13 protein-coding genes and 1 tRNA gene are annotated in these 12,323 nt (G+C 59.1%); 2 read left to right on the top strand and 12 right to left on the bottom strand.

The features are described 5' to 3' along the window. Positions 1-42: 42 nt before the first annotated feature. From nuoI to D1222_RS10970, 10 genes are read right to left on the bottom strand one after another with little or no spacing between them, the layout of a single operon-like run. Positions 43-528: an NADH-quinone oxidoreductase subunit NuoI gene (gene nuoI / locus D1222_RS11015; protein WP_119454311.1), complete on the bottom strand. Its 486-nt coding sequence runs from the start codon at positions 526-528 to the stop codon at positions 43-45. Next, positions 525-1,601 (bottom strand): NADH-quinone oxidoreductase subunit NuoH, encoded by a 1,077-nt coding sequence (nuoH, locus tag D1222_RS11010; RefSeq protein ID WP_119454310.1) that lies wholly within the window; start codon positions 1,599-1,601, stop codon positions 525-527. The genes nuoI and nuoH overlap by 4 nt, the downstream gene beginning before the upstream one ends. Positions 1,602-1,610: 9 nt before the next feature. Next, a complete protein-coding gene (gene nuoG, locus D1222_RS11005; RefSeq protein WP_119454309.1) occupies positions 1,611-3,710 on the bottom strand; it encodes an NADH-quinone oxidoreductase subunit NuoG in 2,100 nt (699 codons plus the stop codon). Positions 3,711-3,714: 4 nt separating this feature from the next. Further along, positions 3,715-4,095 carry a hypothetical protein gene (locus tag D1222_RS11000; protein ID WP_119454308.1) on the bottom strand — a complete coding sequence of 127 codons (381 nt, stop codon included), beginning with the start codon at positions 4,093-4,095 and terminating at the stop codon, positions 3,715-3,717. A 14-nt stretch (positions 4,096-4,109) separates the two neighbouring features. After that, the gene (gene nuoF / locus D1222_RS10995; RefSeq protein ID WP_119454307.1) at positions 4,110-5,414 is read right to left on the bottom strand and encodes an NADH-quinone oxidoreductase subunit NuoF; all 1,305 of its coding nucleotides are present in this window, start codon (positions 5,412-5,414) and stop codon (positions 4,110-4,112) included. After that, on the bottom strand, positions 5,414-6,439 hold the full coding sequence (gene nuoE, locus D1222_RS10990; RefSeq protein ID WP_119454306.1) for an NADH-quinone oxidoreductase subunit NuoE: 1,026 nt from the start codon (positions 6,437-6,439) through the stop codon (positions 5,414-5,416). Before nuoE ends, nuoF begins: the two co-directional genes overlap by 1 nt. Further along, on the bottom strand, positions 6,439-7,647 hold the full coding sequence (locus D1222_RS10985; protein WP_119454305.1) for an NADH-quinone oxidoreductase subunit D: 1,209 nt from the start codon (positions 7,645-7,647) through the stop codon (positions 6,439-6,441). Before D1222_RS10985 ends, nuoE begins: the two co-directional genes overlap by 1 nt. Next, positions 7,640-8,257, bottom strand: coding sequence for an NADH-quinone oxidoreductase subunit C (locus D1222_RS10980; RefSeq protein WP_119454304.1), 618 nt, complete (start codon positions 8,255-8,257; stop codon positions 7,640-7,642). Before D1222_RS10980 ends, D1222_RS10985 begins: the two co-directional genes overlap by 8 nt. A gap of 20 nt (positions 8,258-8,277) precedes the next feature. Further along, positions 8,278-8,847: a NuoB/complex I 20 kDa subunit family protein gene (locus tag D1222_RS10975; protein ID WP_119378117.1), complete on the bottom strand. Its 570-nt coding sequence runs from the start codon at positions 8,845-8,847 to the stop codon at positions 8,278-8,280. After that, entirely contained in the window at positions 8,848-9,222 is a 375-nt protein-coding gene (locus D1222_RS10970) for an NADH-quinone oxidoreductase subunit A (protein WP_119378118.1), read from the bottom strand. 377 nt (positions 9,223-9,599) lie between these two features. Between D1222_RS10970 and D1222_RS10965 the strand changes: the two genes are divergently transcribed. Both D1222_RS10965 and D1222_RS10960 read left to right on the top strand, forming a co-directional pair. Then, positions 9,600-9,938: a hypothetical protein gene (locus tag D1222_RS10965; protein WP_119454303.1), complete on the top strand. Its 339-nt coding sequence runs from the start codon at positions 9,600-9,602 to the stop codon at positions 9,936-9,938. Positions 9,939-10,061: 123 nt separating this feature from the next. Beyond that, positions 10,062-10,445, top strand: coding sequence for a hypothetical protein (locus D1222_RS10960; RefSeq protein ID WP_119454302.1), 384 nt, complete (start codon positions 10,062-10,064; stop codon positions 10,443-10,445). Between the two features lie 432 nt (positions 10,446-10,877). Here the strand turns inward: D1222_RS10960 and D1222_RS10955 are convergent. Together D1222_RS10955 and D1222_RS10950 are read right to left on the bottom strand one after the other, a co-directional pair. Continuing rightward, positions 10,878-10,952, bottom strand: a tRNA-Phe gene (locus D1222_RS10955). Positions 10,953-11,040: 88 nt separating this feature from the next. After that, complete coding sequence (locus D1222_RS10950; protein ID WP_119454643.1) at positions 11,041-12,282, bottom strand: pyridoxal phosphate-dependent decarboxylase family protein; 1,242 nt, start codon at positions 12,280-12,282, stop codon at positions 11,041-11,043. Positions 12,283-12,323: the final 41 nt, after the last annotated feature.

Here is a 12,323-nt window from a genome sequence, read left to right as displayed (position 1 = left end):
GCCAGCGGTCAGACCGCTGCAGGAAAGTGAAGGCGCCCCGCCCTAACGGTACGGCGCGTCGAGTTCAAGATTGCGTGCGATGAGGCGCTCCCAGCGGTCGCCATTCGCAAGCAGACGGTCTTTGTCGTAATACAGTTCTTCGCGGGTTTCGGTCGCGAATTCGAAGTTTGGCCCTTCGACGATGGCGTCTACCGGGCAGGCTTCCTGACAGAAGCCACAATAGATGCACTTCACCATGTCGATGTCATAGCGGGTCGTGCGGCGCGAACCATCTTCGCGCGGCTCCGCCTCAATGGTGATCGCCTGTGCTGGGCAGATCGCTTCGCAGAGTTTGCACGCGATGCAGCGCTCTTCGCCATTCGGATAACGGCGCAGCGCATGCTCGCCGCGGAAACGCGGGCTGAGCGGGTTCTTCTCGAACGGGTAGTTCACGGTCGCCTTGCGCTTGAACATTTCCTGGATGCCGATTTTGAAGGCATGCAGGAAGTCCGTCATCATGGCGCCGCGGAGGGACTGAACGATGTTCATGCCTGAACTCCTGTGTAAACGACATAGCCTGCAACGATGAAGACGGCGGCCAGCGAGGTCGGAAGGAAGATCTTCCAGCCAAGGCGCATCAGCTGGTCATAGCGATAGCGCGGCACGACAGCCTTCACGAGTGCAAACAGGAAGAAGCAGAAAACGGTCTTCGCCATGAACCAGGCGAGGTGACCAAGATTGACCATCCAGACCGGGAAGTTCGAGACGAACTCTTCGCCGAACGGAATTGGCCCGTGCCAGCCGCCAAGGAAGAGCAGCGTCATCATCGAGCACATCAGCACGATGTTGAGATACTCACCGATCATGAAAAGGAGGTACGGCGTGGAGGAATACTCCACCTGATAGCCGGCTACGAGTTCGGATTCCGCTTCCGGAAGGTCGAATGGCGGGCGGTTGGTTTCAGCCAGCGCCGAGATGAAGAACATCACGAAGACGACCACCATCACCGGGAACAGTATGATGTTGTTGAAGCTGAACACGTGCCAGGTCCAGAAGCCGCCCGACTGGTTGTTCGCGATGTCGCTGAGGTTCATCGATCCTACGAGAAGGATCACCGTGATGATGATGAAGCCGATAGAGACTTCATAAGACACCATCTGCGCTGCAGAGCGCAGCGAGCCGAGGAACGGGTATTTCGAGTTCGATGCCCAGCCGCCCATGATGATGCCGTAGACACCAAGCGAGGAGACGGCGAACAGGTAAAGAATGCCGACATTAAGGTCAGCAACGACCCAGCCTGGCGCAACCGGAATCACGGCCCAGGCGGCAAATGCCAGTGTCAGCGACAGGATGGGCGCCAGAAGGAAGACCGTCTTGTTCGCGCCCGCCGGAATGATGATTTCCTTCAGCAGGAATTTGCCGAAGTCCGCAAAACTCTGAAGCAGGCCGAAAGGCCCGACAACGTTGGGGCCTTTGCGCATCATCACAGCTGCCCAGACCTTGCGGTCCATGAGCAGGAGGAAGGCCAGCGAAAGCAGCAGGACAACCGTAAACAGCAGGATCTGACCAATGACGGTCAGCCAGCCGAAAAGCAGTCCATGTTCCTGGATGAATGCACTCATGGCGCTCGCCTACTCCGCTGCTACCGGCGTTTCAAGGCCACGCTTCATGAGCGAGCATTCCGCCATCGTCTTTGACGCCCGTGCGATCGGGTTGGTCAGATAGAAATCTTCGAAGGGCGCTTCAAAAGGACGCGCTCCGGCGAGGGTTTTGGCCTTTTCAGGCGCCTTGGACAGCGCCTCATGGCCGGACTTGCCCGGGGCAAAGCCAAGACCTGCAAAGACCGGATTATGCTCGCGAATCTGTTCGCGAAGCTGGTCTGCCGAATCATAGGACAGCGGCTTGCCGGTGAGCTCGGAAAGCGCGCGGAAGATCGCCCAGGCCTCACGGGCCTCGCCTTTCGGCTGGACGGCCTTACCGGTCATCTGCACGCGGCCTTCGGTGTTCACATAGGTCGCTTCCATCTCGGTATAGGCCGCAGAAGGAAGGATAATGTCGGCGCGCGATGCGCCGCGATCACCGTGCGAACCGACATAGATCACGGTCGTATCGCCAAGTTTGCTGAGGTCGAGTTCGTCAGCGCCCAGAAGGACCAGCGTATCAACGCCGCCTTCGAGCATGGCCTTCGTATCAAGACCGCCCTCGCCCGGCACGAAACCGGTATCGAGCGCGCCGACGCGGCCAGCTGCATTGTGAAGCACGCCAAAGCCGCTCCACTCCTCGGTGATTGCACCTGCATCGAGCGCGATCTGGTGCGCAGCGTTCAGCACATCCAGCCCATTCTCACCAACCAGCGCATGCTCACCAACGACAACCATTGGGCGCTTGGCATTCTTGAAAGCTTTGACGAAAGCGCTGTCGCCTTTCAGCAGGCCATCAAGGTCTGCCGGGCCCGTGCCGAGGTGATCGTAGTCATAGGTGAGGTCGACGCCTTCGCCGACCAGACCGACCTGAAGATCATTCCAGAGCCAGGCCTTACGAATACGTGCGTTCCAGACCGAAGCTTCCACACGCGGATTGGTGCCGATCAGCAGGAGCGCATCGGCCTCCTCAACGCCCATCAGCGTCGGGTTCAGAATGTACTTCTCACGAACACCATCAGCGCCATAGGTTGCGCCTGCCGGGCGGCAATCAGTCGATGCAATGTCGAGGCTGCGAGCAAGGTCCAGCGCCGCGCGGGCCTGTTCAACTTCGACGAGGTCACCTGCGATGAAGCCCGTCTTCTCTTTCGAGGCTTTCAACGCCTCTGCGGTCTTCTGGAGCGCCTCGCTCCAGCTTGCCGGACGCAGCTTGCCATTCTCGCGAACATAAGGCTTGTCGAGGCGCTGGCGGGCAAGGCCGTCCCAGACGAAGCGCGACTTGTCTGACAGCCACTCCTCGTTCACCTCTTCATTGATGACCGGCATGATGCGCATCACGCCAGCACCCTTGGCGTCGACGCGGATGCCCGCGCCCATCGCATCCATGATGTCGATCGACTCGGTCTTGCGCAGCTCCCATGGGCGCGCATTGTAAGCATAAGGCTTCGACGTCAGCGCGCCGACCGGGCAAAGGTCGATGACATTGCCGGAAAGCTCCGACGACAGCGACTTTTCCAGATAAGTCGTGATCTCGGCATCCTCGCCGCGCGAAATCATGCCCAGCTCTTCGACACCGGCGACTTCGGCCGCAAAGCGCACACACCGCGTACACTGGATACAGCGGGTCATTATCGTCTTGACCAGCGGTCCCATATTCTTGTTCTCGACCGCGCGCTTGTTCAGCGCATAGCGCGAGCCGGATCGGCCATAGGCCATGGCCTGGTCTTGCAAGTCACACTCACCGCCCTGGTCGCAGATCGGGCAATCCAGCGGGTGGTTGATGAGGAGGAACTCCATCACCCCGTTACGGGCCTTCTCGACATAGTCGCCTGACGTCAGGATGTTCGGCGGAGTGCCATCAGGGTTGAGGCGCATGTCGCCAACGGTCTGGGCGCAGCTCGCAATCGGCTTCGGCGCGCCCTTCCACTGAACCAGGCACATACGGCAATTGCCGGCCACCGATAGGCGCTCATGATAGCAGAAGCGCGGAATCTCGGCGCCAGCTTCCTCACACGCCTGCATCAGCGTGTAGTGCTTGGGCACCTCAATGTCCTTGCCATCGATGTTCAGTTTGAAAAGGTCGTCAGCCATCGCTTTAGAACTCTTGTACGGGATTGAATTTCGTCTCGCGCGACAGCGAATTCCAGCGCGCAAGGAGATAGGTCGGAACGATCACCAGCAGGCTGTCCAGCATCGTGGACGGGCGCCAGACCCGCATCACGAGCATGTCATGCGCAAGCGTCAGCACAAGTGACAGCACAGACACCCCCAGGATCACCCAGAGATACTTGGTCGAGACCAGCGACAGGATGCCGAGCACGATCATAGCGCTCATATGCATCACTGGCAGCAAAACTGAATTCAGCGCCAGCACATCCACGCCGAAATACTGCGCTATGACGATCAGGGCGAACGTATTCGTCCCGATGATCACGGCGCACCAGATGGTCGTGAGGATGTTGCGGAGCGTGCTCATCAGTCGTGTCTGCCCTACTCCGCTGCCACGTTTGCGCCCTGCACCATGGTGCGCGGCGCCCGGTATTCGGAAATGCGGTCTTCGATCTCATGGCGGAAGTGGCGGATGAGGCCCTGTACCGGCCAGGCCGCAGCATCGCCAAGGGCGCAGATCGTGTGACCTTCGACTTGACCTGCGACGTCGAGCAGCATGTCGATATCCGACATCTCTGCCTGCCCTTTGGCCATCCGCTCCAGCACGCGCCACATCCAGCCCGTGCCCTCACGGCACGGCGTACACTGGCCGCAGCTCTCATGCTTGTAGAAGTAGGAAATCCGCGCAATCGCCTGGATGAGGTCCGTGGACTTGTCCATCACGATGACAGCCGCGGTACCAAGACCTGAACGCAGGTCCCGCAGCGTGTCGAAATCCATATAGGCGTCCATGATCTGCTCGGCCGGCACCATCGGCACCGATGAGCCACCCGGGATCACCGCCTTCAGATTGTCCCAGCCGCCACGAATACCGCCGCAATGGGTCTCGATGAGATCACGGAAAGTGATCGACATCTCTTCTTCGACATTGCACGGCTTGTTCACATGGCCGGACACGCAGAACAGCTTCGTGCCGGTATTGTTCGGACGGCCAAAGCCCGCAAACCACTCGGCGCCGCGGCGCAGAATGGTCGGCGCAACCGCGATCGACTCGACATTGTTCACTGTTGTCGGGCAGCCATAGAGGCCAGCATTGGCCGGGAATGGAGGCTTCAGGCGCGGCTGGCCCTTCTTGCCTTCGAGGCTTTCGAGCAGCGCCGTCTCCTCGCCGCAGATATAGGCACCTGCGCCATGGTGGACGTAGAGATCGAAATCCCAGCCATTCTTGTTGTTCTTGCCGATCAGGCCCGCCTCATAGGCTTCCTTCACCGCCTTCTCGAGCGCTTCGCGCTCGGCAATGTATTCGCCGCGCAGATAAACGTAGCAGGCATGCGCGCGCATCGCATAGGACGCAACCATACAGCCTTCAATTAGAAGGTGCGGGTCATGGCGCATGATCTCGCGGTCCTTGCACGTCCCCGGCTCGGACTCGTCCGCATTGACGACCAGATAGTGCGGCCGGTCACGGACTTCCTTCGGCATGAAGGTCCATTTGAGGCCCGTCGGGAAGCCAGCACCGCCGCGGCCACGAAGGCCGGACGCCTTGATCTGGTCGCAGATCCATTCCGGCGTCTGCTGCAGCATCTCACGCGTGAGATGCCAGGCACCGCGCTTCTTGGCCGCTTCAAGGCCTGGCGAGTGCGCGCCGTAAAGATTGGTGAAGATGCGATCCTTGTCCTGCAGCATTAGCTCTTGTCCTCAGATGCAAGTGTCTTGGCCTGCTCGATCCAGGATTCCCGCTCAATCCGGCCCCGGAAAGACAGATACCCGTCAACCCATTTCACATTATCGCCGCTCCATGCCGCGATCTGCGCAAAGGTGTTCACACCAAGCTCATTGAGCTGTTTCTCAATTTTCGGCCCGATGCCCTTGATTTTCTTGAGATCATCACCGCCTTCAGCATTGGCCTCAGATGCGGCTGGACGCTCACCCTCAAGCTCCACCTCTTCGTCGGCAGCTTCCACCGTCGCCTTGGAGGGCTCTTCGCGGTCGGTATTGGTCGGTTTCGAACGGGCCGGCTCACCCTTGGCTTCCGGCTCAGGGTTATCGCCCTTCGTCGCTTCTGGAAGGTTCGGCAGCCCGGACACACCATTTCGCGAACCGTCAAACAGGGCCGCCTCTTTCAGCGTCGTCGCCCCGCCAATCGGCGCACTGTTCTGGCGATCGACAAACGTCCCCGGAGGCACGTCGACACCCCCAGCAAGGCGCGACAGGATCTCATCGAGAGACTCCGGCGTCAGGTCCTCATAGTAATAGTCATTGATCTGGACCATCGGCGCATTCACGCAGGCGCCGAGGCACTCGACCTCTTCCCAGGACAGGCGGCCATCATCGGTCACGGCCATCTTCTTGCCGATACGTTTCTCGCAGACCTTCTTCAGGTCGTTGGCACCGCGCAACATGCAAGGCGTCGTGCCGCAAAGCTGGACGTGATTCTTGCCGACCGGCTGGAGGCGGAACATCGTGTAGAAGGTCGCAACCTCATAGACGCGGATATACGGCATCTCGAGACGGTCAGCGACCGTGCGCATGGCCGGCTCGGACAGCCAGCCATTATTGTCCTTCTGCGCCAGCCACAGCAGCGGGATGACAGCCGAACGCTTCTTGTCCTCTGGGTACTTGCCCAGCCAGAACGCAATCGTCGGCTCTGTTTCGGCTTTGAAAGCGAAAGTCTCGCCCCCAGCCTCAAGATCAAAACGGCGAAGTGCCATTAGCGGTCGATCTCCCCAAACACGATGTCGAGCGAACCCAGTATGGCAGAGACGTCTGCCAGCATATGCCCCTTGCACAGGTGATCCATGGCCGCGAGGTGCGGATAGCCCGGCGCACGGATCTTTGCGCGATATGGTCGGTTCGTCCCGTCAGAAACCAGATACACACCAAACTCACCCTTCGGCGCCTCGACGCAGGCATAAACCTCGCCTTCGGGCACGTGGAAGCCTTCGGTGTAGAGCTTGAAGTGGTGGATAAGCGCCTCCATCGAGCGCTTCATGTCACCGCGGCGCGGCGGCGACACCTTCGATCCAGCCAGCAGAACTTCGCCTTCCGGCATGTTCTCGATGCACCACTTCATGATGTCGCAGGAGATGAGCATCTCCTCCATCCGGCAGACATAACGGTCGTAATTGTCGCCATTATTGCCGACAACGACCTTGAAGACGTCGCCCGGAATCTCGTCGTAGATTTCGTAGGGCTGCGAACGGCGAAGATCCCATGCGAGGCCAGAGCCACGCACCATGACGCCTGAGAAGCCCCATTCCATGATGATCTTCTCATCCACGACGCCAATATCGACATTGCGCTGTTTGAAGATGCGGTTGTCAGTGATCAGCCCCTCGATATGCGCAATCGCGTCCGGGAAACGGCCACAGAAGTGCAGGATATCGTCGAGAAGATCAGGTGGCAGGTCCTGGTGGACGCCGCCCGGACGGAAATAGGCAGAGTGCATGCGCGAGCCAGAGGCACGCTCATAGAAACCGATCAGCACTTCGCGCTCTTCAAAGCCCCATGTGATCGGGGCCAGCGCACCGCAGTCCATCGCCTGCGTCGTGATGTTCAGCATGTGCGACAGGATGCGGCCGATTTCGGAATACAGCACGCGGATGAACTTGGCGCGGCGCGGCACTTCGAGACCGAGCAGCCGCTCGATCGCAAGGCACCAGGCATGCTCCTGGTTCATCGGCGCGACATAGTCGAGCCGGTCGAAATAAGGCAGGCCCTGAAGGTAGGTCTTGTACTCCAGCAGCTTTTCGGTGCCGCGGTGCAGAAGGCCCACATGGCTGTCGATCCGCTCGACGACTTCGCCGTCGAGGTCCATGATCATGCGGAGCACGCCGTGCGCAGCCGGGTGCTGCGGGCCAAAGTTCAGCGTAAACTTGCGGTCGTCGTCGGAGGACGAAATGTAAGCGCTATCAGCCATTGTCAGCCTCCTTCTCCGCCTTTTCATCGCCCGGCAGGTCTTTGGTCATACCTTCCCACGGCGAAAGGAAATCGAAGTTTCGGTACTCCTGAACCAGGCTCACCGGCTCATAGACGACCCGCTTTTCAAGGTCGTCATAACGCACTTCGGTATAGCCCGTCAGCGGGAAGTCCTTGCGCAGCGGATACCCTTCGAAACCATAGTCGGTCAGGATACGGCGCATGTCCGGGTGGCCGGCAAAGCGGATGCCGTACATGTCAAACGCTTCGCGCTCGAACCAGTCGGCGCTCGGGTGCAGGCCGGTAAGGCTTGGCACAGCCGCGCTCTCATCGGTTGAAACCTTCACACGGATGCGCTGGTTCAGGCGCATCGACAGGAAGTGATAGACGACCTCAAAGCGCTGGCTGTGCTCTGGATAGTCGACACCGCAAATATCGATCAGCGTCTCGAACACGCACTGATTGTCGTCCTTCAGGAATTTCGAAAGGCGCAGGATCGAATCGCGCTCAGCGAGCAGCGTCAGCTCGCCATGCTTCACATGGAAGCTTTTCACCATATCAGCGCACGAGTCGCTGATATGCTCGCCAAGCTCTTTCAGGGCTTCACTCATGACCAGTAAATCCTTTCCGCCTAGCGCTCGATCGAGCCTTCGCGGCGGATCTTCTTCTGAAGTTGCAGCATACCATAGACGAGCGCCTCTGCGGTCGGCGGGCAGCCTGGCACATAGATGTCGACAGGCACGATACGGTCACAGCCGCGAACGACTGAGTATGAATAGTGATAATAGCCGCCGCCATTTGCGCACGAGCCCATGGAAACGACGTAACGTGGCTCCGGCATCTGGTCGTAGACCTTGCGAAGCGCTGGCGCCATCTTGTTGGTGAGCGTACCGGCGACGATCATCACGTCTGACTGACGCGGAGAGCCGCGCGGCGCCATGCCGAAGCGCTCAAGGTCATAACGCGGATTGCCTGCCTGCATCATTTCAACAGCGCAGCACGCCAGACCGAACGTCATCCACATGAGCGAACCGGTCCGCGCCCAGGCGATCAGGTCGTCTGCCCGTGCGGTGAAATAGCCCTTGTCGGCAAGATGATCGGAAAGACCGGCAAAGAACGGGTCGTCAGCGCGCACATCGTGCCCGCCTTCGACACCGGCGCGGCCGGCTCCAAGTGCATATGGCTTATAGTCGTCGGCCATCTATTCCCACTCCAGCGCCCCACGGCGCCATTCGTATATGAAACCTACCGTCAGCACGCCGAGGAAGACGACCATGGACCAGAAACCAAACACGCCAATGGTGCCGAGGCTGACAGCCCACGGGAAGAGGAAGGCCACTTCCAGATCGAAGATGATGAAGAGGATGGCCACCAGATAGAAGCGGACATCGAATTTCATGCGCGCATCGTCGAAAGCGTTGAAGCCACACTCATAGGCCGAATTCTTTTCAGGGTCCGGGTTGGACGGGGCCAGGATGGCAGCGCCAATAATGAAGAGCAGCGACAGGATCACACCAAGTCCCAGAAACAGGATCACTGGCAGATAGTCGAGGGCAAAGCGTTCAATCTCGGTCATATGAGGTGAGCTCCTCGAAGGACGGGCGTCGAAAGCGTCGGGTTAGGACGCTTTCAGCGCGATGGCAACATGCCATCCCCATCATAACTAACGCGGCTGACAGAAAATTCTGCCCCCTCGCATGCGGCGAGGCGACGCGCTGGCTGCAACCGGCATCCAGCTGAAAATGCGAAGGATTTGCAAGTGGACGAACCCGGCGCTAATTCAGCAATTACAAATGCCTGAGGATCTGAAATCGAAGCGTTGCGCACGTCACTCAAATTGGAACGTGGGCGGCTTGGTTCCTTCTTGCTAGTTGCGGGCCATGCACCCCCTCTGTACGCTGGACAAGCGATCTCATTAGGACTGCAGACCTGAATTACGTCTCGATACATCCGTTGATCAGCAAAGCATCGGAAGCAGGTTTGGCTGCGTCGAAGCGCGAAGCGTTTTTTTCGGCCGAAATTGAGATTGACCCGGAACAGGGTCGGCAAAACAGCTGGATGCCTGATCTGGCGCGCGCCCTGGGCGATCCTAATCTGGCGCAAAACATAAATTATCTCTATGAAGTGCTTCACGACCTTTGCGCGGACAATCCGGGCAAGCTCTTCACCTTTGTAGTGAGAGCGAAGCCGGGAGCCGACCTGAAATCTCTTCTAGTTATCTCCGACTTTATTCGATCACTCGATGAAGAGTCGCCTGAATGTTCGGTGCTGGCCTATCTGGCATATGACTGAGACTGTGGGTTTGTTTTCCGCACTGTTTGCAGATCCTGGAAAAACACCGTCAGTGCACCGTCAGAAACACCACCCCTGCACCAGAGTTTCCGACACTTGAGGGCTACGGGGTACATTCCCCGCATGATCGCCCGAGACTGGATCCTTGATGTCTTGGCAGAGCTCGAGCTCTGGTACTGGCCCATCTTCCTCTGGGAGCTGTACTGGCTCGACCGCTACCTTACGGCCCGCCGCACAGAGCACCGCTCTGGTCTTGTCGGCTACTCGGTCTGCAGGAAGGGCCGTATCTATATCACGCTACAAGCCTTCGCGGACAAACCAGACCCGAATGACTGGACCATGTTCGTGCCGCGCAAGCCTTGGAAGCGGTTGTCGCTGGATATCTGGGACGTGTGGCAGGGCTTAAGCGACACCAAATCGCAGGCGCCCGTCAAACAGCTAACAAGCGAAACATCGCAAATGTCGAGGGCTCCTGCCTACGTATCCGTCGCACTCATCCCACCCTAGCCACAACCATCAACCCAAGCTCCGCATGGTGAGCGAAGTCGAACCACGCGGCCACCTACGTCCCCTCAAACCAAATACCCACCTCCCGAAGATACCTGCGAAGGCAGGTATCCAGAGTGCAGCCTTTAAGCCGAACCGAGCACTCTCAATGTCACGTCATGGACACCTGCCTGCGCAGGTGTCCCCGGATCCGAGTACCGCTGCCCGAGAGGGCCTGCGGCCGAACGCGCTTCCTCATCCTGAGCCTGTCGAAGGATGAAGCAAAAAATCACTGAAGGAAGCTCAACATCCTCACGAGACCCCGGCCTGCGCCGGGGTGAGCGGGATGAGTTAAACGCAGCCCTGAGCCCGATCCATCGCGAAGCGGGGATCAAAACCAAAAGAGCACGCTTCATGTGAGGCGCGCAGCGACGATGCGGAAGCTAAGAAAAATGGTGCCCGGGGGCGGATTTGAACCACCGACACGCGGATTTTCAATCCGCTGCTCTACCCCTGAGCTACCCGGGCGGGTCACTGGGGAAACGGCGTCATAACGCCGGGACTTGCCATTGTCCAATCCCCTGTTTGATCTTTTTGCAGCAAGCTGCAGCCAACCTCAATTGTAGCGCGGCTGAACGGTCTCTGCAGGGGCAGATTCACCAGCCCGGACAGTCTCACACGCCGCGTCGAGATCGCGCAGATAGTCATCGATCATATCGGCGTGTTTGGGCGACAGCATGAGATGGAGACTGCGTGGCTCCTTGGTGACCGAGGTAAACCAGCCCCGCTTGTAGATCTCGCCATAGAGCGCGAAGGAATAAAGGTCCGGATGACGAAACGCGATGAGGCCAAGGAGCGGCGTGCCAAGAATCTCGAACCCGCGCTCACGCAGCCCCTGCTCTACTTTCTCGCGCGCGGCGCAGACCTTGCCCTGGAGGCGGCAATATCCCTCGACGCCCAGATGATTCATCACAGCCCACGCTGCAGAGATCGCCCCGCCTGGCCGCGTCCCGGCCAGAGTCGGGGTCTTCATCGGCGCGCCAGACCAGCCAGCAAAGTCAAACGGCATATGCTGATAGAGGTCAGCAGACCGGAAAAGCACGGTCGACGCGCCTTTGGCAGCGTATCCATACTTGTGAAGGTCAGCGCTCATCGACTGAACGCCATCCAGCTCAAAATCGAAGGCCGGCACAGGCACGCCATTCATCCGCGCAAATGGCGCAAGGAAGCCGCCGACGCAGGCATCGACATGAAGCCAGACGCCTTTCTCTATGGCGAGCTCAGACAGCGCCGCAACCGGGTCAATGATTCCATGCGGGAAATTCGGCGCGGAGCCGACAATCATGACAGTGTTCGAATCAACCCGATCCGCAATGGCGGCAGGGTCAGCCTCATAGCTGCCATCGGTCTTCAGAGGCGCACGGCGCACTTCAATGTCCATGAGATGGGCGGCCTTGTCGAAGGCAAGGTGCGCCGACTGCGGCAGGACGATGTTTGCAGGCCCCGACTGGCCTTTCGAGCGGGCAAAATCGCGCGCTGTCTTGAGCGCCATCGTGATCGAATCAGTCCCGCCAGACGTCATCGCGCCAGTCGAGCCTTCTGGCCCATGCAAAAGATCCAGCGCCATGGAGACGACCTCCTTCTCCATCTCCGCAAGCGACGGAAAGGCAAGCGGCCCAAGGCCATTCTCAGACATGAAGGCGGTGTAGGCTTCCTTCTGGACCTGCTCGACCTCCGGGCCGGCATTGAAGACATAGACAGCCGTCTTGCCATCACGCCATTTGGCATCGCCTGCGCCGCGCGCCGACATCTCGGACTTCAGCTCGGACCAGCTTGCTCCGGTTTTTGGTAATTTCATCGCTGCCTCCCAATCGGGCAGCATAATTCTTCCGCCAGCAA

It is taken from the genome of Henriciella algicola (assembly GCF_003576245.1).
Taxonomy (GTDB): domain Bacteria; phylum Pseudomonadota; class Alphaproteobacteria; order Caulobacterales; family Hyphomonadaceae; genus Henriciella; species Henriciella algicola.
This window is presented reverse-complemented; position numbering and strand designations above follow the sequence as displayed.

Coding starts and splice junctions, on each gene's coding strand:
- nuoI (WP_119454311.1), bottom strand. CDS start 528: ATGAACATCGTTCAGTCCCTCCGCGGCGCCATGATGACGGACTTCCTG.
- nuoH (WP_119454310.1), bottom strand. CDS start 1,601: ATGAGTGCATTCATCCAGGAACATGGACTGCTTTTCGGCTGGCTGACC.
- nuoG (WP_119454309.1), bottom strand. CDS start 3,710: ATGGCTGACGACCTTTTCAAACTGAACATCGATGGCAAGGACATTGAG.
- D1222_RS11000 (WP_119454308.1), bottom strand. CDS start 4,095: ATGAGCACGCTCCGCAACATCCTCACGACCATCTGGTGCGCCGTGATC.
- nuoF (WP_119454307.1), bottom strand. CDS start 5,414: ATGCTGCAGGACAAGGATCGCATCTTCACCAATCTTTACGGCGCGCAC.
- nuoE (WP_119454306.1), bottom strand. CDS start 6,439: ATGGCACTTCGCCGTTTTGATCTTGAGGCTGGGGGCGAGACTTTCGCT.
- D1222_RS10985 (WP_119454305.1), bottom strand. CDS start 7,647: ATGGCTGATAGCGCTTACATTTCGTCCTCCGACGACGACCGCAAGTTT.
- D1222_RS10980 (WP_119454304.1), bottom strand. CDS start 8,257: ATGAGTGAAGCCCTGAAAGAGCTTGGCGAGCATATCAGCGACTCGTGC.
- D1222_RS10975 (WP_119378117.1), bottom strand. CDS start 8,847: ATGGCCGACGACTATAAGCCATATGCACTTGGAGCCGGCCGCGCCGGT.
- D1222_RS10970 (WP_119378118.1), bottom strand. CDS start 9,222: ATGACCGAGATTGAACGCTTTGCCCTCGACTATCTGCCAGTGATCCTG.
- D1222_RS10960 (WP_119454302.1), top strand. CDS start 10,062: ATGATCGCCCGAGACTGGATCCTTGATGTCTTGGCAGAGCTCGAGCTC.
- D1222_RS10950 (WP_119454643.1), bottom strand. CDS start 12,282: ATGAAATTACCAAAAACCGGAGCAAGCTGGTCCGAGCTGAAGTCCGAG.